At 71.0% G+C, this 18,958-nt stretch carries 20 protein-coding genes, 1 tRNA gene and 1 pseudogene; 16 read left to right on the top strand and 6 right to left on the bottom strand.

The features are described from left to right. A pseudogene (locus ACS5PV_RS13775) lies at nt 1–113 on the top strand (IS5/IS1182 family transposase); the annotation flags it as partial. Between the two features lie 28 nt (nt 114–141). Here ACS5PV_RS13775 and ACS5PV_RS13770 read toward each other — a convergent pair. Continuing rightward, nucleotides 142–762, bottom strand: a complete 621-nt coding sequence (locus ACS5PV_RS13770) for a hypothetical protein (protein ID WP_455395879.1) — start codon at nt 760–762, stop codon at nt 142–144. A 330-nt stretch (nt 763–1,092) separates the two neighbouring features. Here ACS5PV_RS13770 and ACS5PV_RS13765 point away from each other — a divergent pair, with 330 nt between their 5' ends. The 3 genes from ACS5PV_RS13765 to ACS5PV_RS13755 all read left to right on the top strand — a co-directional run bounded on the left by ACS5PV_RS13765 (nt 1,093) and on the right by ACS5PV_RS13755 (nt 2,519). Next, on the top strand, nt 1,093–1,392 hold the full coding sequence (locus ACS5PV_RS13765; protein WP_455395878.1) for a hypothetical protein: 300 nt from the start codon (nt 1,093–1,095) through the stop codon (nt 1,390–1,392). A gap of 458 nt (nt 1,393–1,850) precedes the next feature. Continuing rightward, on the top strand, nt 1,851–2,135 hold the full coding sequence (locus ACS5PV_RS13760; protein ID WP_455395877.1) for a hypothetical protein: 285 nt from the start codon (nt 1,851–1,853) through the stop codon (nt 2,133–2,135). Nucleotides 2,136–2,330: 195 nt separating this feature from the next. Beyond that, nucleotides 2,331–2,519: a hypothetical protein gene (locus ACS5PV_RS13755; RefSeq protein WP_455395876.1), complete on the top strand. Its 189-nt coding sequence runs from the start codon at nt 2,331–2,333 to the stop codon at nt 2,517–2,519. 22 nt (nt 2,520–2,541) lie between these two features. Here the strand turns inward: ACS5PV_RS13755 and ACS5PV_RS13750 are convergent, their stop codons facing one another. After that, nucleotides 2,542–2,739, bottom strand: coding sequence for a ribbon-helix-helix domain-containing protein (locus ACS5PV_RS13750; protein WP_455395875.1), 198 nt, complete (start codon nt 2,737–2,739; stop codon nt 2,542–2,544). A gap of 171 nt (nt 2,740–2,910) precedes the next feature. Here ACS5PV_RS13750 and ACS5PV_RS13745 point away from each other — a divergent pair, with 171 nt between their 5' ends. Further along, nucleotides 2,911–3,408 (top strand): hypothetical protein, encoded by a 498-nt coding sequence (locus tag ACS5PV_RS13745; RefSeq protein ID WP_455395874.1) that lies wholly within the window; start codon nt 2,911–2,913, stop codon nt 3,406–3,408. On the opposite strand, the gene ACS5PV_RS13740 is transcribed toward ACS5PV_RS13745, so the two are convergent. After that, nucleotides 3,329–3,622, bottom strand: coding sequence for a DUF6894 family protein (locus ACS5PV_RS13740; protein WP_455395873.1), 294 nt, complete (start codon nt 3,620–3,622; stop codon nt 3,329–3,331). The genes ACS5PV_RS13745 and ACS5PV_RS13740 overlap by 80 nt on opposite strands. A 136-nt stretch (nt 3,623–3,758) precedes the next feature. Then, nucleotides 3,759–3,835 (bottom strand) — tRNA-His (locus tag ACS5PV_RS13735). Nucleotides 3,836–4,015: 180 nt separating this feature from the next. Between ACS5PV_RS13735 and ACS5PV_RS13730 the strand changes: the two genes are divergently transcribed. Then, a complete protein-coding gene (locus tag ACS5PV_RS13730) occupies nt 4,016–5,836 on the top strand; it encodes a chloride channel protein (protein ID WP_455395872.1) in 1,821 nt (606 codons plus the stop codon). Nucleotides 5,837–5,916: 80 nt separating this feature from the next. After that, nucleotides 5,917–6,996 (top strand): tartrate dehydrogenase, encoded by a 1,080-nt coding sequence (locus ACS5PV_RS13725; RefSeq protein ID WP_455395871.1) that lies wholly within the window; start codon nt 5,917–5,919, stop codon nt 6,994–6,996. A 50-nt stretch (nt 6,997–7,046) separates the two neighbouring features. On the opposite strand, the gene ACS5PV_RS13720 is transcribed toward ACS5PV_RS13725, so the two are convergent. Further along, entirely contained in the window at nt 7,047–7,484 is a 438-nt protein-coding gene (locus ACS5PV_RS13720) for an Lrp/AsnC family transcriptional regulator (RefSeq protein WP_455395870.1), read from the bottom strand. Nucleotides 7,485–7,609: 125 nt separating this feature from the next. Between ACS5PV_RS13720 and rocF the strand changes: the two genes are divergently transcribed. The 8 genes from rocF (at nt 7,610) to ACS5PV_RS13680 (ending at nt 15,255) form a co-directional block, all read left to right on the top strand. Then, on the top strand, nt 7,610–8,548 hold the full coding sequence (rocF, locus tag ACS5PV_RS13715; RefSeq protein ID WP_455395869.1) for an arginase: 939 nt from the start codon (nt 7,610–7,612) through the stop codon (nt 8,546–8,548). Further along, complete coding sequence (locus tag ACS5PV_RS13710) at nt 8,549–9,601, top strand: ornithine cyclodeaminase (protein WP_455395868.1); 1,053 nt, start codon at nt 8,549–8,551, stop codon at nt 9,599–9,601. Between the two features lie 695 nt (nt 9,602–10,296). Beyond that, a complete protein-coding gene (locus tag ACS5PV_RS13705; protein WP_455395867.1) occupies nt 10,297–10,431 on the top strand; it encodes a hypothetical protein in 135 nt (44 codons plus the stop codon). A 55-nt stretch (nt 10,432–10,486) separates the two neighbouring features. Beyond that, nucleotides 10,487–10,612 carry a hypothetical protein gene (locus ACS5PV_RS13700; RefSeq protein ID WP_455395866.1) on the top strand — a complete coding sequence of 42 codons (126 nt, stop codon included), beginning with the start codon at nt 10,487–10,489 and terminating at the stop codon, nt 10,610–10,612. A 53-nt stretch (nt 10,613–10,665) separates the two neighbouring features. Then, nucleotides 10,666–10,800 carry a hypothetical protein gene (locus ACS5PV_RS13695; RefSeq protein ID WP_455395865.1) on the top strand — a complete coding sequence of 45 codons (135 nt, stop codon included), beginning with the start codon at nt 10,666–10,668 and terminating at the stop codon, nt 10,798–10,800. A 53-nt stretch (nt 10,801–10,853) separates the two neighbouring features. Beyond that, nucleotides 10,854–11,798: an LpxL/LpxP family acyltransferase gene (locus ACS5PV_RS13690; protein ID WP_455395864.1), complete on the top strand. Its 945-nt coding sequence runs from the start codon at nt 10,854–10,856 to the stop codon at nt 11,796–11,798. Between the two features lie 21 nt (nt 11,799–11,819). Continuing rightward, nucleotides 11,820–13,103: an HlyD family secretion protein gene (locus ACS5PV_RS13685; RefSeq protein ID WP_455395863.1), complete on the top strand. Its 1,284-nt coding sequence runs from the start codon at nt 11,820–11,822 to the stop codon at nt 13,101–13,103. 4 nt (nt 13,104–13,107) lie between these two features. Next, on the top strand, nt 13,108–15,255 hold the full coding sequence (locus tag ACS5PV_RS13680; RefSeq protein WP_455395862.1) for a peptidase domain-containing ABC transporter: 2,148 nt from the start codon (nt 13,108–13,110) through the stop codon (nt 15,253–15,255). 394 nt (nt 15,256–15,649) lie between these two features. On the opposite strand, the gene ACS5PV_RS13675 is transcribed toward ACS5PV_RS13680, so the two are convergent. Beyond that, entirely contained in the window at nt 15,650–17,134 is a 1,485-nt protein-coding gene (locus tag ACS5PV_RS13675; protein WP_455395861.1) for a TolC family protein, read from the bottom strand. A 619-nt stretch (nt 17,135–17,753) separates the two neighbouring features. Here ACS5PV_RS13675 and ACS5PV_RS13670 point away from each other — a divergent pair. Then, nucleotides 17,754–18,905 carry a mannitol dehydrogenase family protein gene (locus ACS5PV_RS13670; RefSeq protein ID WP_455395860.1) on the top strand — a complete coding sequence of 384 codons (1,152 nt, stop codon included), beginning with the start codon at nt 17,754–17,756 and terminating at the stop codon, nt 18,903–18,905. Nucleotides 18,906–18,958: the final 53 nt, after the last annotated feature.

The raw sequence follows: 18,958 nt of genomic DNA, 5'->3' as shown, positions 1-18,958 counted from the left end.
GCCGGCTGGTCAAGGATTACGAGCGCTACGCCAGCACATTGGCGGGCCTCCACATGGTTGCCTTCGTCTGCGATATGCTCAGCAAAATCGAACGTACAATAATCAGTTCATAACACGCTCTAGGCCGGAGCATCGTCGCGCTCAAGAGCGGGTGAGGACATAGATCTGGAGCGCGACCTCGACGACGAGCAGGAAAGCGATGACGGCGAGGATCAGGGCCAGCACGGCCTGTCCGCGCGTGTCGAACAAGGCCAGGATCTGCGTGAGGACCACCCGCATCGACCGGGCGGTCGTCGGCCCCGGCGGAACGGAGCCCGGGCCGGGGAGCCTCCCCACCGGCCGGCCCCCCCCTTCGGGCTCGCGCGCGACAGGTTCGAACTCCGCGGGCCGGACGTCCTTCTGCGTGAAATCCTGGAGTTCGAAGCTCGGCCGGTAGGCGCCAACCGGCACCTGGATCCGCACCGGCCAGTACCGGCCCTCGTCGGCATAGACCTCGTCGAGGACGCGGCGCAGGCGGCCGGCCTCGACCCGCACGCTCGGATCGTTGCTCGGATCGAAGCTGTCGGCCCGGCCGAGGGCCTGGGTGGCGATGGTGTAGGCCTTGATCGCCTCGCCGCGCCCCGACAGCTCCTCCTCGACGATGTAGCTCAGGAAGGCGGCCAGCTTCTGCGACCGCCGGAATGCGGGGGCGCGCAGGCAGCCGTCGAGGCTGCGGCGCACGGCTTCGGCAGGGGCAGGTTCCGGGCCGGTCTCTTCGTTCATCACAGCTCGGTCCGGCCCGTCCATCGGTACGGAATGACCACTACAATCATTTGCATGAACGTTCGCTCCATACGTTCTGCGGATCATCGCCGGACGTCCGACCCCGCCGTACTGAGGTGTGACGCCGTAACGGAGCGTCGCCGCCGTCCCCATCGCTGCGATGTGCTGATCGTCGCGACGTCTCGCCGCGCCCGACGGCCGTGAAGGACCAGCGGCATTCGGCACTTTCCGCTTCGGCAATGCACCGGGCGAGTATTCGCTGGGGGCTTAACCGATCGCTAACCATGTTCGTCGGAAGCTCGGACGAAGCTGACCGCACCGAGGTGATCCATGCCGCAAGCTCAGACCCGCCCGCTGCCCACGGCGTTCGCGCGCTATCCGATCCCGCTCGAGCTGCTGGCCGTCCTGCATCGCGCCAGCGAGGACGACGTGGACGCCCTGGTCGCGCGCATGCCGGAGACCGGACGGGCGCGGCTGGCGGCCTACTGCACCGACAAGGACCACCTGCACCGGCTCGGCCTGCGCATCGCCGGCACCTGCGACGAGGCCGCCCTGGTGCGGGTCGTCGGGGCGGATGCGGGGGCGAGCCTCTACGCCCAGTCGCGGCCGGCCGGGATGCTGCCGAGCTGAGGCGCCCGCCGACCCGCATCACGACACCTCACCGTCGAGGGGCTGCACCGCGCGGCCCCTTTTCGCGTTGGCGAACACGCCTCGGCCGCGTCGCCCGACTCGCACCGGCCATCGGCTCCCGATCCAGGCACCAAGAAAAAAGGCCGCTCTTGCGAGCGGCCCGAAGTCTAGGGAGGAAACGCCCAAGAAGGGCAGCAAGGCCGCGACGCCATCGCGACCGTGCAATGCACAATCTAGCGTGCGACGCACAAAACGCAAGCGGTTTTTTCGGTTTCGCGCGCAACCGAAATGGATCGCGCCGCGGTACCCCGCTCAGGGTTTCGAAATCCGGTTTCGGATCGGCGCGTTCGCGGGTGCGCGCCCTGCGCGCCGCAGCCCAATGGGGAAGGCGCCGGAGCAGGAACCGCGCCCGCATGGGGACGGTTCTAGCCGGCACAACAACCCTCGGAGGAAACGCGATGACCCGTTTTACCGCGCTCGGTGCCGGACTGATCCTGCTCGCCGGGACGCTCGGGGCGGCCGCCGGTCCCTGCGCGCCCGGGCAGGCCGCGCGGACGATGGACAGGAGCTCGAACGTCGATCCGCCCGCCACCGCCTCGGTCACGCCCGGCGCGAAGGCCGAGTCGCCCGGCACGGTCGGGGCGATGCAGAATGTCGGCTCGCAGAACGCGACCTCGCCGGCCGATGTCAGCCGACAGTCGAAGGGCGAGAAGACCGCCGCGCAGCAGGCCAACGACTGCTGACGCCGGCCCTGCGATCCGATCCCGACGACGGCGCAGGCTCTCCTCGCGGGGGCCTGCGCCGCGCGTCCGAATCGTCGCAGCCGGGCTCGCGGCGGCATCCCGGCAGCGCCGGCCGCGTTGCTCCGGCAGCCGCCGGCTGCGCTGCGCCGTCCGGCATCGGAAGAGAACCAGAGACGACAGGAGAGGAGGATCGACATGGCCGACCGCACGCCCGAGATGGCCAGGGCCCAGATCGCCTACGCGCTTCAGGCCAAGCGCGAATCTCTTGCGGCAGCGAGCGACGCCCTCCGGGCGTCCCCCGAGGATGGCGAGGCGCGCCGCACCGTCGAGCGGCTGACCGAGGATGTCGGCCGCCTGGAGATCCAGCTGCGCGGCGCCGCCTGACCGAAGGCCGGACCGCGAAGGTTCAGGCGGGGGGCGAGCCCTTCAGGTAGCCCTTCGCCCGCAGGTATTCCCGCAGGACAAGACAGATCGCCTCGCCGCGGGATACCTGCTCCACGGCGGCGAACTCGGTCAGCGCCCGTGCGAGGTCGTCGGGGATGTGGAACGCCTCCTCGTCCCGGGCGGGCCCGGAGTCGCTGGGCGTCTCGGCTGGGTCGGTCATCGGGCGCCTCCGGCTCGGCTCCCGGGTATCGCGCCGCAGGAGCGATCGTTCCGCCCTACCGCCATCGGCCGACGCCGATTGGGCGGGGCTTTCGCCGGATGGTGCGCTTGCCCGGCCGACCCAGCCGGTGGACGATCGGCACGGCCCCGAGCGGGCGCGAGGAGACGCGGCATGGGGCTGGGCGCGATGGGGCTGGGCGCGATGGGGCAGGGCACGACGGGACCGGGCGCGCCGGACTTGTGGCGGCGCTCCGCCGGGCTGGCGGGGCTCGCCTGCCTGCCGGTGCTGGTCTGGCTGTCCTGGATCCCGAAGGACTGGGAGCTGCGCACCGGCGCCGCCGGCCAGCTGGAGCACCTCGCCGCCTATGCGGGCACGGCCGGCCTCCTCGGCCTCGGATTCCCCCGCGCGCCGGCCCGGCGGCTCGCCCTCGGCCTCGGCCTGCTCGCGGGCCTCCTCGAGATCGGGCAGATCTGGGTGCCGGGCCGTACCGCGCAGTTCGTCGACTTCGCGGCGAGTGCCGGCGGCGCCCTGCTCGGGCTCGCCGCCGCGGGTCTCCTGAACCGCCGGCTCGCGGCGGGGCAGGGGACCGTCAGGCCGCCCGCGCCATCCGCGGCCGGGCCGTCCGCGCGGGCAGCCGCACCGGCTCCTCCTCCGCCCCGCGCACGGTGAGGGCGAGGCTCACCGTCATGACGGCCTCGCCCGCCCGGTCGCGCACCCGCACCTTCAGGTCGGAGAGGTCGGCGCCGGGCAAGCCGGCACCGGCGAACGCGATCGCCGTCCGGGTCGCCTCGCCGCGGATCTCGTCCTGGCTGCACAGGATCAGCCCGATATCGTCCCGGCACTGCCAGGCACCGGCGCTCAGATCGAAGAAGTAGCGCTGCACACCGTCCTCCCCTCGTTCCGGGAAGAGATGTGCACGGACAGAGCCGTCTATGCTTTAACAAATTTGAAAGGATTGGTCCGGGTCGCTCGGCCTATCTGTGGTGCGTTGCACCCGGGCCTCGATCCCGTCGGTGTCGTGGTACCGCCACCCCGGCTCGAACGGGGGACCTCTAGATCCACAATCTAGCGCTCTAACCAACTGAGCTATGGCGGCTCGCGACGGGGGGCTGTGTAGTCCGGCCGGAGCGTCGTGGCAAGCGCCGATCGGCGGCTTTCGCACCGGAAGGCGGGAAACTGCGCCGGCTACCGCCGGAATCCCGATCGACCGGCCGGCTTCCACGCCCTAAACCGCTGCCGGCGCCCGCCCTTCCCCTCGAGAGCCCGCCCCGACGCGATGACGCCGAAATCCGAGACGGTCCGCCGCTCCCTCACGGAGAGCGCCCTCGTGCTGGCGCCCGGCGGCTTGCGCGCCTGGGTGCGCGGCGGCGAGATCGGCCTGATCCTGCTCGCGGCCCTCGTCGGCTGCGTGTCGGGGGGGCTCGTCAGCGCCATGGGCTGGGCGGCGCAAGCCGCCCACGAATGGCTGTTCGGTCTCGACCTCGACGAGCGCCTGAGCGCGACGGCCCGCGTGCCGCCGCTCGTGGCCATCGGCGTGCCGGCGCTCGGCGGCGCGCTGCTGGGCCTGGTGATCTGGCTCGGGAGCCGGATCCGGCGGGTGCCCGGCAGCCCGGTGATCGACCCGATCGAGGCCAACGCGCTCCATGGCGGCCGCCTCTCGCTGCGGGATTCGGTGCTGGTCGCGGTGCAGAACCTGATCTCGAACGGCTGCGGCGCCTCGGTCGGGCTGGAGGCCGGCTACACCCAGATCTCCGGCGGCGTCGCCTCGCGGCTGGGCCTGAGCTTCGAGCTGCGCCGCAACGACATGCGGGTGCTGGTCGGCTGCGCGGCCGCCGCCGCCATCGCGGCGGCGTTCGGGGCGCCGCTGACCGGCGCCTTCTACGCCTTCGAGCTCATCATCGGCACCTACGCCATCGGGTCGCTGACCCCGGTCGTCACCGCGGCGCTTGCCGGCGCCTTCGTGTCGCGCGCGCTCCTCGGGCACCAGACGGTCATCACCCTCGGGGCGACCCCGGCGGTCGGCCCGACCGACTACCTGCCGACGCTCGGCCTCGGGCTGATCTGCGCCGGGCTCGGCATCCTCATCATGCAGGGCGTGACGCTGGTGGAGGAGGGGGTGCGCCGCACGAGGCTGCCCCCGCTCGCCCGCCCGGTGCTGGGCGGCCTCGCGGTCGGGGCGCTGGCGCTCGTCGCGACGCCGCAGGTGCTCTCGGCCGGGCACGGCGCGCTTCACCTCAACCTGTCGGAGGACGGCGCGGCGGTGGGCGCGGCGGGGCTGATCCTGGTCTTCCTCGCCAAGGCGCTCGCCTCGGCGATCTCGATCGGCACGGGCTTCCGCGGCGGGCTCTTTTTCGCCTCGCTGTTCCTCGGCGCGCTCGCCGGCAAGATCTTCGTGATGCTCGCCCCGCCGCTCGTCGCCATGGTGCTGCCGCCGGTGACCTACGCGGTGGTGGGGATGAGCGCGCTCGCCGTCGCGGTGATCGGCGGGCCGATGACGATGACCTTCCTGGCGCTGGAGGTGACGGGCGACTTCCCCATCGCCAGCCTAGTGCTGGTCGCGGTGATCGCCTCCTCGCTCACCGTGCGCAAGACCTTCGGCTACTCCTTCGCGACCTGGCGCTTCCACTTGCGCGGCGAATCGATCCGCAGCGCCCACGACGTCGGCTGGATCCGCACCCTGACGGTGGGCCAGCTGATGCGGCGCGAGGTGCGCACGGTGCGCAGCGACACCACGCTCGCGGCGTTCCGGCGCGCCTTCCCGCTCGGCTCCGGCACCCAGGTCGTCGCCGTCGACGAGGCCGGGCTCTATGCCGGCATCGTGCTCGTCGCCGAGGCCCACGCCGCGCCGATCGACGACAAGGCCGCCGAGACCCGGGTCGCGGATCTCCTGCGCTACCGCGACCAGGTGCTGGTGCCGCAGATGAACGCCAAGGAGGCGGTCGCCCTGTTCGACAAGGCCGAGAGCGAGGCGCTGGCGGTGGTCGAGAGCCGCGAGGCCGCCCGGGTGATCGGCATCCTGAGCGAGAAGCACACCCTCAAGCGCTACAGCGACGAGCTCGACCGCCAGCGCCGGGCGAGCGTGGGGGAGGTGGCATGAGCCAGGGGTATTGCCGCTCCCATTGACCCCGAATGCCGGATGCGCGAGGCGGGGAGCACCATAAACAGGAGGAGACACCCATGCCGTCAGCCCAGCGCACCTACCGCATCGCCGTGATCCCCGGGGACGGCATCGGCAAGGAGACGGTGCCGGAGGGGGTGCGCGTGCTGGAGCAGGCGGCCAAGCGCCACGGCTTCACGCTGCAGCAGGACTGGTTCGACTTCTCGTCCTACGACTACTACGCCAAGCACGGCCGCATGATGCCGGAGGACTGGAAGGCGCAGATCGGCGGGCACGACGCGATCTTCTTCGGCGCCGTCGGCTGGCCGGAGAAGATCCCCGACCACGTCTCGCTGTGGAATTCCCTGATCCTGTTCCGGCGCGAGTTCGACCAGTACATCAACCTGCGCCCGGTCCGCCTGATGCCCGGCGTGCCGAGCCCGCTCGCCGGCCGCAAGCCCGGCGACATCGACTTCTGGGTCGTGCGCGAGAACACCGAGGGCGAGTATTCCTCGGTCGGCGGCCGCATGTTCCAGGGCACCGACCGCGAATTCGCCGTGCAGGAATCGATCTTCACCCGCCGCGGCACCGACCGGGTGCTGAAATTCGCCTTCGAGCTGGCGAGCAGCCGGCCGAAGAAGCACCTGACCTCGGCCACCAAGTCGAACGGCATCTCGATCACCATGCCGTACTGGGACGAGCGGGTGCAGGAGATGGCGCGCCACTATCCCGACGTCGCCTGGGACAAGTACCACATCGACATCCTGACCGCGCACTTCGTGCTGCATCCGGACTGGTTCGACGTGGTGGTGGCCTCCAACCTCTTCGGCGACATCCTGTCGGACCTCGGCCCGGCCTGCACCGGCACGATCGGCATCGCGCCGTCGGGCAACATCAACCCGGACCGGGACTTCCCGTCGCTGTTCGAGCCCGTCCACGGCTCGGCCCCCGACATCGCCGGCCAGGGGATCGCCAACCCGATCGGCCAGATCTGGTCCGGCGCGATGATGCTGGAGCATCTCGGGGAGAAGGAGGCCGCGGCCGAGATCGTCGCCGGCATCGAGCGCGTGCTCGCCGAGCGGACGCTCCGCACCCGCGACCTCGGCGGCAACGCCGACACGGCGGCCTGCGGGCTGGCGGTGGCCGAAGCCATCGGCTGAGTCTCGCGGGCGCCCGGCCGCACCGGGCGCCCGCAGGCCCCCGGGCGGTCCTACAACCGCGCCCGCGCGCTGCGCGGCGTCGACAACAGCAGGTGCGTCTCCGAGGTGGTCACGCCCGGCACCAGGCGCACCCGGCGCAGCATCTCGTCGAGTTCCGGCAGGCTGCCGGCGGCGACCTCCACGACGATGTCCCAGGTGCCGACCGTCGTGTGGACCGCGGTGATCTCGGCAAATCCCTTGAGCGCGTCGATCACGTCGCCGGCCTTGCGCCCCTCGACCGCGATGAGCGTGATCGCCCGCACCGCCGCCGGCATCGCGTCGGCGCGCAGGACCACCGTGTAGCCGACGATCTCGCCGTCGCGCTCGAGCCGGTCGAGCCGCGCCCGCACGGTGGCGCGCGACACCTTCAGGAGCAGCGCCAGTTCCGAGACCGGGCGCCGGCAATCGTGCCGCAGGAGGGTGATGAGACTCTGGTCGAGGGTATCCATTCCGGCACTCTGCGCAGTGTGGCTTGCCAGAATGCGCGATACCCTTGAAAAATTGACCAGCTCCCCGTGTTCAGAGTGACGCGGACGCTTGCTACCGTCGAGCCTGGTCGAGCGGGAGCGGGCGAGTGGCAGGCAGACACCCGGAGAGATGCGTCCTGGTCGGGGCGCCGGTGCAGTCGGGTACCGACCGGCTCGGCTGCGACATGGGGCCGAGCGCCTACCGCGCGGCGGGCCTGCCCGAGGCGATCTGCGACCTCGGCCTGCCCGTCGAGGATGCGGGCACGGTCGCGCCCGTGCCCTTCGCCGTGCCGGCGCATCCGAACCGCGCCATCCACCACCTCGCCGAGACGGCGGGCTGGACGCTGGCGCTGACCGAGGCCGCCTTCCGGCACAGCGCCGAGGCGCGGCCGATCTTCCTCGGCGGCGACCACAGCCTCTCGGCCGGCACCGTGGCGGGCATGGCGCGGCGGGCGGAGGACGAGGGGCGGCCGCTGTTCCTGCTCTGGCTCGACGCGCATGCCGACCTCCACACCCTCGACACGACGACGAGCGGCAACCTGCACGGCGTGCCGCTGGCCTACCTCACTGGGCGTCCGGGCTTCTCCAGCTACTTCCCGCCCCTGCGCGCCGCGCTCGATCCGGCCCGGATCTGCATGTTCGGCCTGCGCAGCGTCGATCCGGCGGAGCGCGGGGCACTGACGGAGAGTGGCGCCCGGGTGCACGACATGCGCGACATCGACGAGACCGGCATCGTTGCGCCCTTGCGCGACTTCCTGCGCGAGGTCGCGTCCGCGGACGGCCTGCTCCATGTCAGCCTCGACGTCGACTTCCTCGATCCCGGCATCGCGCCCGGCGTCGGCACCACGGTGCCGGGCGGGGCCACCTTCCGGGAGGCCCACCTGATCATGGAGCTGCTGCACGATTCCGGCCTGGTGCGCAGCCTCGACCTCGTCGAGCTCAACCCCTTCCTCGACGAGCGCGGCCGCACCGCCCTCCTGATGACGGATCTTGCCGCCAGCCTCTTCGGCCGCCGCATCCTCGACCGACCGACACGGAGCTTCTAGATGCCGGCCCTCAACGTCGTCCCCTTCGTCAGCGTCGACAACATGATGCGCCTCGTCCACGCCGTCGGCATCGAGGCGCTGCTCACCCGCCTCGCCTCGGCCATCGCGGAGGATTTTTCGCGATGGGACGCCTTCCACAAGACGCCCCGGATCGCCGCCCACAGCACGGACGGCGTCATCGAGCTGATGCCGACGAGCGACGGCCACACCTACGGCTTCAAGTACGTCAACGGCCACCCGAAGAACGCCGCCGGCGGGCGCCAGACCGTCACCGCCTTCGGGGTGCTGGCCGATGTCGGCAACGGCTACCCGGTGCTGATCACCGAGATGACCCTGCTCACGGCGTTGCGCACCGCCGCCACCTCGGCGCTGGCGGCGCGGGCCCTCGCGCGGCCGGGCTCGCGCACCATGGCCCTGATCGGCAACGGGGCGCAGGCCGAGTTCCAGGCCCTGGCCTTCCGGGCGCTCCTCGGGGTCGATACGTTGCGCCTCCACGACATCGACCCGGCGGCGACCGCCAAGTGCCGGCGCAACCTCGCGCGCTTCGGCTTCGACCTGACCACCTGCGCCAGCACCGCCGAGGCCGTGCACGGCGCCGACATCGTCACCACGGTGACGGCGGACAAGCGCAACGCCGTGATCCTCGGCGACAACCTGGTCGGGGAGGGGATGCACATCAACGCCGTCGGCGGCGACTGCCCGGGCAAGACCGAGCTGGCGCCGGAGATCCTGCGCCGCGCCGCCCTGTTCGTCGAGTACGAGCCGCAGACCCGCATCGAGGGCGAGATCCAGCAGCTGGCGCCGGACCATCCGGTGACCGAGCTGTGGCGGGTCCTCGCCGGCGAGGCGCCCGGGCGGGCGGATGCGCGCCAGGTCACGGTGTTCGACTCCGTCGGCTTCGCGATCGAGGATTTTTCCGCGCTGCGCACGGTGCGCGACCTCCTCGCCGAGCATCCCTACTACGAGGACCTCGACCTGCTGGCCGATCCGGACGATCCGCGCGACCTCTTCGGCATGCTGCTGCGGGCCGAGCCACCGCGCCTCGTCGCCTGACGCGCCCGGATCCGGCATATCCGCATTGCGAAATGAAACTTCCGAAGGTCTTCCGCGCCGCTTCCCTGAACTTGCTTCGTCTGTCTCCCATGACGAGCCGGATGGTTGTCTCCGCAGGCCTTCACCCGTTCCGGCGTCACCTTTCAGACGACGTCGGTTACCATCGGGAGATGAACGGACGCGTGCAGGAGGGGCAGGATTATGCCTGAACGCCGCTCTTCTTGATCGAGACGTTCTCCGGAAGCATCGGTCCGCAGTCGCATCGTCCTGCCGCAACGGATCGCGGGCCTTTGCAGCCCGTCATGCACAGGCCTTCCCCAGCGAAATTACCTACGCAGTTTCCGCAGTCGCTGCGTAAGGCTTTGTCAATCATCCGCTTTCCGGAAGCGCTTTGGTTAATGACCCGTCAAGTGTTCGAGCACGCGTCTCGACACGTTTTGAAACATCTGGCATCTCAAGACTGCGAACGGGACGCGAGGCCGGTCCCGGACTTGAGGAAGACCAGATGAAGACTCTCGACCTGAAGACCCTCGGTACTGTCGCTGGCGGCACGATCTGCGCCCCCGTCTGCCCGCCGCCCGCTCCGGTCTGCCCGCCGCCGGCCCCTTCCTGCGGCAGCTCCAAGTCTAAGAAGTGCTGATCGCCTCCGCGACAGCCTGATCTTGCGCAATCCGAGACGTACAGGAGAGATCATCATGAAGAAGCTCGACCTCGCCACCCTCGGCACCGTCGCCGGCGGCACGATCTGCGCCCCCTGCTGCCCCCCGCCGGCTCCGGTCTGCCCGCCGCCGGCCCCGTCCTGCGGCAGCTCCAAGTCGAAGAAGTGCTGATCGCCTCGGCGGCAGCCTGACCTCACGAACCCAACAACGGACAGGAGAGACCATCATGAAGAAGCTCGACCTCAAGACCCTCGGCACCGTCGCCGGCGGCACCCTCTGCGGCGTGTCCGTCTCGGTCGCGGTCTGCGCCCCGGCCCCGACCTGCGGCAGCTCCAAGTCGAAGAAGTGCTGATCGCCTCCGCGGCAGCCTGACCTCACGCAACACACCGTACAGGAGAGACCATCTTGAAGAAGCTCGACCTCGCCACCCTCGGCACCGTCGCCGGCGGCACGATCTGCGCCCCCTGCTGCCCCCCGCCGGCCCCGGTCTGCCCGCCGCCGGCCCCCTCCTGCGGCAGCGCCAAGTCGAAGAAGTGCTGATCGGCTGACGCCGGACCCGTGCGGGGCTTATGCTTGAGAAGGACGAGAGCCTGATGAGTACGGCCCCGCACATCCCCTGGACTTACGCGCAACTGGCGAGCCTGCCGCTCGTCTGGCGCCGGCGGGCCCTGCGCGCCCTCGTCGCGGGACGCCGCGTCCTCTCCGGCGACAAGGGCGACGGCTTTTCGGCGACCTTCGAGAGCGTCCTACGCCTGCCGCGCCGCGAGGCCCTGCGCCGCTCGCGCCAGGCCGCCCACCACGACATCGCCTCCGAGATCGAGTGGTGCGCCCTGCACAGGCGCCCGATCGCGGCGATCCGGCGCGACATCGAGCGGGTGCGGGTCGCCGACCCGGAGGTGATGGAGCGCGTCGCCGCCACCGGGCGGCCGGTGATCCTCGCCCCCCTCCACATGGGCGCCTACGTGCTCGGCCTCGCCGCCCTGATGCTGCGCCACTTCCCCGGCCGGCCGATGCTGGTCCTGCGTCAGCGCGACGACATGGCGATGGAGACCGAGGTGATCGAGCGCCTGCGCGAGACCGGCGCCGACATGCGCTTCCTGACCGTCGGCAACCGGGCCGACTTCCTGTCCGCGGTGCGCTACGCCCAGAAGGGGGCGGTGATCGTGACGTTCTGCGACCTCGACGCGTCCTACGGCGCGCCGGCCGAGATGCCGATGTTCGGGCTGCCCTTCCGCTTCGCCTTCGGCACCGACACCCTCGCGCGCCTCACCGGCGCCACCGTGGTGCCGCTCGCCACCACCATGGACGACCACGGCGACACGATCACCCTCGGCCGGCCCTTCGAGGTGCGCGGGACCGCGTCCGAGGAGCGGGCGCACGTCGCCGGCATCATGCGCCGGCACATCCAGGCCGCCATCGCCGCCCGGCCGGAGCAGTGGCATCTCTGGCCGATGCTCGCCGATTATTTACCCTCCTCTGTCACGGTGTCCGACAACTCTCCGGCAGGCGGGGAGGCGCCGCACGCCCTCGCGGCGTGACGTCTCGCGAGCGGATGGTCGATGAGCGAACCCGCGGCGCCTCCCCCCGCGGAGGCCAGTTTCCAGCGCCGGCGGCTCACCGGCAGCGTCCACCTCCAGCACGACCGCGGCAGCGTGTGGATGGCGTGGTTCTTCGGCGCCATCATCGTCGTCATCGTGGGCAGCTTGTTCCTCGGCCGCCTCGCCCGCTCCGAATCGGTGCGCGGCTACGTCTCGGCCGCCTCGGGCCTCACCCGCCTCGACGCCCAGGCCGCCGGCATCGTCCGGGAGATCGCCGTCCGCCAGGGCGACACCGTCACCCGCGGCCAGCGCCTGATGCAGGTGCAGCTGCGCGAGCAGACGACGGGCGGCGTCTCGACCGTCGGGGCGACCTTGCGCAGCCTCCAGGAGCGGCGCACCAGCCTGTCGGCCGAGCAGGCGCGCCTCTCGGCCTACCTCGATTCGACCCGCGGCGACCGCACCGACACCGAGCGCAACGTCACGGCGGTCCTGCGCGCCCTCGACGAGCAGGAGCGCACCCTCAAGGAGGGCTTGGCCCAGCAGGAGGAGATGGTCGCCCGCGTCGAGGCCTATCTCAAGCAGGGCTACGCCACCCGCGAGACCCTCAACGGCCAGCGCCGCGCCGCCCTCGACTACGCCCGCCAGATCGCCGAATTGCGCGCCCGCCGGGCCGAATTGCGCCAGAGCACCTCCGAGCGCCTGCGGGCGCAACGCACCGGCGACACCGAGAAGGCGGCCCAGCTAGCCAGCACCCGCAACGAGTTGAGCGCCATCGAGGCCCAGATCACCGCGCTCGGCGCCCAGTCGCGCATTGACGTGGTGGCGCCGACCGACGGCGAGGTCGCCGGTCTCTACGTCCAGCCCGGCGATTCGGTGACCGCCGACCAGGTGGTGGCGATCCTCGGCGACACGAAGGCCGATCCGCTGGTCGTGCTCGAGGTGCCGGCCCGCGCCATCGGGCTTGCCAAGGTCGGCCAGGAGGTGGTGCTCAAGTACGACGCCTTCCCGTTCAAGACCTTCGGCATCGCCAAGGGGACGATCACGGTGATTTCCGGCACGCCCTTGCGCAACCCGATGGTCGCCTCCGCCGACGACGGCACGGGCGAGGCTGCCGGCGCCGCGGCGGCGGCGCGCCAATCCGTCTACCGGGTCGAGGTGCGGCCCGAGTCGCGCACCATGCGCGCCTACGGCACCGACGAGCCGATCCGCATCGGCTCGACCCTCTCGGCCGACATCGTGGTCGAGCGGCGCCGGCTGATCGACTGGATGCTCGACCCGATCCGGGCGATGCGCGGGCGAGGATGATCCGATGACCGACTGGCTCAAGCGCGCGCTCACGCGCAAGCGGCGGGTGCGCTCGATCCTCCAGAACGAGGCCAACGAGTGCGGGCTCGCGGCGCTCGCGATGGTGGCGAACTACCATCGCCACGATATCGACCTCGCCTACCTGCGCGCGCTGTTCCCGCTCTCGCGCAACGGCATGACGCTCGCGAGCATCGTGCAGCTCGCCGACAGCCTCGACCTGGACGCCAGCGGCTACGCCCTCGACGGGGTGACCGAGCTGGCGCAGGTGGCGCTGCCGGCGATCCTGCACTGGCGCGGCAACCACTTCGTGGTGCTGGAGAAGATCTCCGGCGGAAAGTACCACATCCAGGACCCCGAATTCGGCCTGCGGATCTACGAGCGCGCCGACATGGAGCGCCTGTTCGGCGGCGTCGTGCTCGAATTCGCGCCGCGGATGGACTTCCGGGCGATCAAGGTCGGCGACCGGCTCAAGCTGTTCGACATCCTGCGCAGCGCCCGGGGCCTCGGCGGCACGGTGTGGCAGATCACGCTGGTCTCGGTGGCGATCTCGCTGCTCGGCCTCACCACCCCGGTGCTGCTCCAGATCGCGCTCGACGTGGTGATCCCGCAGGTCGACCTCGACCTGATGCAGATGCTGGCCGCCGGCCTCGTGCTGATGATGCTGTTCGAGGCGTTCGGGCAGTGGCTGCGCGGCTACATCGCCTTGCGCGCCTCGACCTTGCTCCAGCTCCAGTTCACCCGCAACGTCGTCGGCCACGCGCTGCGCCTGCCCTTGAGCTACTTCGAGCTGCGCCATCCGGGCGACTTCGTCACCCGGATCCAGTCGATCGACACGATCCGCACCTTCATGGTCGGCGGCCTCGTGACGTCGTTTGCCGATATCGGAACGTCGTTCCTGCTCGTCGGGCTGATGTACTACTACTCGCCCGCCATGGCGTCGATCACGCTCGCGACCCTCGCCGCCGTCCTGGCGATGCGCTTCGTCACCTTCCCGACCCTCGACCGCGCCACCGCCGGCTCGCTCGAGGCGCGCTCGCAGGAGCAGGCGAGCCTGATCGACGGGTTGCAGCGCATCGGCAGCCTGAAGGCGCATAACAGCACCGAATTGTTCGCCATGAACTGGTTCGAGAGCTTCGCGCGCTTCGCCAATCTCGACTTCCGGGCGAAGAAGGCCGGGCTCGACGCCGAGTTCCTGATGCACGTCGTCATCGCGATCAGCACCGTGGCGACGCTCTATCTCGGCATCACCGGCGTCATCAAGAACACGCTGACGATCGGCACGCTCTACGCCTTCATCGCGCTGCGCACCGATTTCTTCGACCGCGTCAACCACCTGACGTCGAGCCTGCTCCAGCTCGCCGCCCTCAAGGTCCACGTCGCCCGCCTCGACGACGTGATCGGCCAGGCGCCGGAGGAGGGCCTGCACGAGGCGACCTTCCACCGGGCGATCCGCAAGGAAGTGAAGGTCGAGAACGTCACGATCCAGTTCGGCCGCGGCGACCAGCCGATCCTGACGGGGGCTTCCCTCACCATCGACGTCGGCGGCTGCGAGACGATCGCGATCGTCGGCACCTCGGGCTCGGGCAAGTCGTCGCTGATGCGGATCCTCGCGAGCCTCACCGAGCCCGCCGCCGGCTCGGTCACGGTCGACGGCGCGCCGCTGAGCCAGTTCGGCAAGCGCGAGTACCGGGCCAATCTCGGCGTCGTCTTCGCCGATGACGGCCTGTTCGCCGGCACGGTGGCCGACAACCTGTCGCTGTTCGACCCCGCCGTGTCCCACGCCGAGATGGAGGCGGCCCTGGTCCGGGTGTCCTTACGCGAGGAGATCGAGCGGCTGCCGCAGGGCTACGCCACCCACGTCTCGGAGGAGGGCAGCGTGCTCTCCACCGGCCAGCGCCGCCGCCTGCTGCTCGCCCGCGCGATCTGCCGCCGGCCGCGGCTGATGCTCCTCGACGAGGTGACGGCGAACCTCGACCCGGCGACGGAGTTGGCCCTCGTCGAGAGCCTGAAGGGCGTGCGTGCCGCCAAGATCTTCATCACCCATTCCGAGCGCCTGCTCGATCAGGTCGACCGGGTCTTTCGGATCGAGAACGGCCGGCTGACGGAGGATCCGCGCCCGCCGGAGAAGCCCGGGGTGCCGGAGGCGGCGTGAGGGGTGCGCCGCTCCCCGAGAAGGTGAGCGGCGAATCGGGAAGAGTGGTTTCCCCATCGGCACCGACAGCGCACAAGGTTGGAGCTTGCAAGTGGACGCTTGTCGTGAGGCGCCCCTTTCCCGGACGACTGAAGCGTCAGCGGAAGGAGATCCGGGATCCAGCATAGGAAGCGCCGCGAAGCGGCTCTATCTTTGAAACGTTGCAGAATAAAGCCGCTTCGCGACTTCTTGCGCTGGATCCCGGATCTCCTTCCACTTCGTTTCAGTCGTCCGGGAAAGGGCGCGGGGTAGAAGTTAGACTGCGCTTCAGTCGACACGATCAGCCGCCTCTGCCGTACAGCGTGCGGCTGGAGGTGATCCGTCGGTGCAACCAGGGCTCCCGCGCCGAGACACTCTACCGAGCATCTTCCTCCGCCCGCGAGACCCGCAGCACCGGTGCGGGCAGCGGCCGCGCTACGGCCGCCGAACTCCCGCGCAAGGCGGGCGCCGCCTCGGCGGGTCCGCCCGCCAGCGAACGGCGCAGGGCCGGCGGCGGGGGCGGGGCGACCGAGTCGAACCGCCGCGCCGGCGGACCGCCGGGCGCGGCGTCGAGGAGTGCGGCAGCCGCCGCGAGCTGGAGCGACTGCCCGTCGCGCTCGTTCAGCACGACCTCCGCCGCCACCTCGGCACTGGCGAGCTCGCCGCGGATGTTCAGCTCGTCGAGGACGGTGCGAAAGCCCGCCGCCCGCTCGATGCCGAAACCCCGCATCGTCTCGCGCAACTCGCGGATCCGCGCCGTCAGCTGGGTGTACTGCTCGGCGGTGGCCTGGCGGCGCGCGAAGGCGATGCGGGCGGCCGTGAGAGTCGCGAGTTCCTTGTCCTGCGCCTCGTAGCCGCGCTGGCGCGCCAGCGCCGAGGCCTCGCCGATCCGCGGCAGGCTGCCGGGCTCGTAGATCGGCACGGTCGCGACCACCCGGGTCGTGGTGTCGGTGATCCGGTCGAGGACCGGGCTGTAGCCGAGCTGCGCGATCTTCGAGAATTGCAGGTTGACCTTGGGCAACAGGTCCGCGACCGCCGCCTTGGCCTGGTAGCCCGCGGCCTCCGCCTCGAGCTGGACCGCCGCGATGTCCGGATTGGCCTTGCGCACCAGCTCGGCATAGGCGTCGGCGCTGCGCGGCAGCCCGTCGGGCAGGCGCGGCGGCAGCATCCGCTCCGGCGCCATCCGGGTGAGCCGGGTGAAGTCGAGCCGGGACGCCGTGAGGTCGGCCTGGGCCCGCACGCGCAGGGCCTCGGCCTCCTGCACCCGCGAGCGGGCGAGCGCCACGTCGGTGCGGGTGGCGTCGTTGAGCTCGAACTGCTTGGTCGTGAAGGCCGCGATGCGCTGGATCGCGACGAGCTGCGCGTCGCGCGCCGCCAGGATCCGGGTGTCGCGCAGGACCGCGATATAGGCGATGGCGGTGTCGAGCAGCACCTGCTGGCGCCGGCCGATCAGCAGCAGCCGGCCCGATTCGGCCAGCGTCTTCGCCGTCTGGTAGCCGTTCCAGCGCTGGAATCCGTCGAAGAGCGGCAGGCTCGCCGACAGCCCGACCACCGTCGGCGCCCGCCGCGGCGTCGCGTCGAGCCCGACCACCGGGGGCGCGGCATCTGGCGAATAGGTGATGGCGCTCTTGATCGGCCGGTCGGCCGTGAAGGCGACCTTGGGCATGAAGGCGTCGATGGCACCGCGCAGGCGCTCCTCGGCGCCGTCCTGGCGCGCCCGCTCGGCCCGCAGCACGAAGCTCGATTCGAGCGCCGCGGCGGAGGCCTCCTCGAGGCTCTGCGCCCGCACCGCGCCCGCGGAGCCCGCCAGGATCGCCAGGACGCAGCCCAGCCTCTCCATCCTCGCGCGCCGCACCGACATCTGAGCTCCGCAAGACGGGGATCGCCGCCCGCCGCCCCAGGGTTCGGCCCGACGAGGACGCCGCGGACGGCCGCTCTCTTCTTCGCGCAACAGGGTGAACGAAGCCTTACCTACGGGCGTATACCGGTGCAGGCACCGGTTGCGCGGCGAAGGAACGCCGGATCCACAGATGCGACGGGCTCGTACTATTGGTAGGACAGCACCTGAATTGCGACTCGGAATGTAGATCTGCCGGTCGCGAACGAAAAAATCTGATAAATTGTTTGATTGGGATCTGTCGATTGCTCACATCCTCGGCGTCATTCCGGGCTCCGCTGACGCGGCCGCGGAACGACGCGGAGGGCGGCAAGGCTGTGGGGCACGTCGAAGGGTGCTGAGACCAGGACCGCCCAAGACTGATCCCGCCGAATACGCTGCGCGGCAGCACGCCCCGCACCGTGGTGCGGCCGACCTCCAGCCGCGCGGACAGGGCGGCCTCCGAGGCGAACCAGGGCCCGAGCGGCCGCTTGACCGCCGAAGCGTCGCGGTCCTTCATGCACGGCAATCGATAAGCTCGACCCGGTGAGGATACGCCCTTGGCCCCGATCGGCAGCATTGCCCCTTGCGCGGCGCGCAATCCATGAGCGCGGCGCCCCGGACCCGGCGGGTCGTCCAGTTCGGCACCAGCCGCTTCCTGCAAGCGCATGCCGACCTCTTCATCCACGAGGCGCGCGAGGCCGGCCAGGCGGCCGGACCGGTCGCGGTGGTGCAGACCTCGGGGAGTGCCGCCCGCGCCGGGCGCGTCGCCGCCTTCGGGGCGCCGCAGGGCTATCCGGTCGTCATCCGCGGCATCGTGGACGGCGCCCCGGTCGAGCGGCAGGTCTCCGTCACCAGCATCGACCGCGGCCTCTCGGCCACCGCCGACTGGGACGCCGTGACGGCCCTGTTCGTCGACGAGGCCGAGATCGTCCTGTCGAATACCGGCGATACCGGCTACGCGATTCCCGCGTCGGACCGCGGCGCGGGGTGGGTCGAGGCGCATCCCCCGGCCTCGTTTCCGGGCAAGCTCGCCCAGCTCCTCTACCGCCGCTGGCAGGCGGGCGGGCGGCCGCTCACGGTGCTGCCCTGCGAGCTCGTCAACCGCAACGGCCGGGTGCTCCAGGGCCTCGTCCTCGACCTCGCTGGCGAAGCCGGGCTGCCGGAAGGATTCCGCCGCTGGCTGCGCGAGGGCGCGACCTTCACCGACACCCTGGTCGACCGCATCGTCTCCGAGCCGATCGAGCCGGTCGGCGCCGTGGCCGAGCCCTACGCCCTGTGGGCGATCGAGCGCCGGCCCGGCCTCGTGCTCCCCTGCGAGCATCCCTGCATCGTGATCGCCGACGATCTCGAACCCTACGAGCGGCTGAAGCTCCACATCCTCAATCTCGGCCACACGGTGCTCGCCGAGATCTGGCAGCGCGAGGGCCGGCCCGAGCGAGAGACCGTGCGCGAGATCCTGGCTGATCCGGCGATCCGGGCGCGGCTCGACGCGCTCTACCGCGACGAGGTGGTGCCGGGCTTCGCCGCCCGCGGGATGGAGGCGCAAGCCGAGGCTTACGTCGCCGCCACCCTGGACCGCTTCCTCAACCCGTACCTGAACCACCGCCTCGCCGACATCGCCCAGAACCACGTCCAGAAGGTCGAGCGCCGCATCCCCGCCTTCCTGGCCTGGGTCGAGGAGGCGGGCGCCCGCCTGCCCGCGCCGGTGCTGCGGGCGCTCGCCGCGGCCTACCCGGCCTCGGGCGTGGGCTGACGGGCCGGAGCGAGCCGCCTTCCCGCTTCAAGACCGCGACGCCACAACCACGA

The sequence above is a fragment of the Methylobacterium sp. Gmos1 genome (assembly GCF_053764715.1).
The sequence above is the reverse complement of the archived record's forward strand: the minus strand, read 5'-3'. Positions and strand labels throughout refer to the sequence as shown.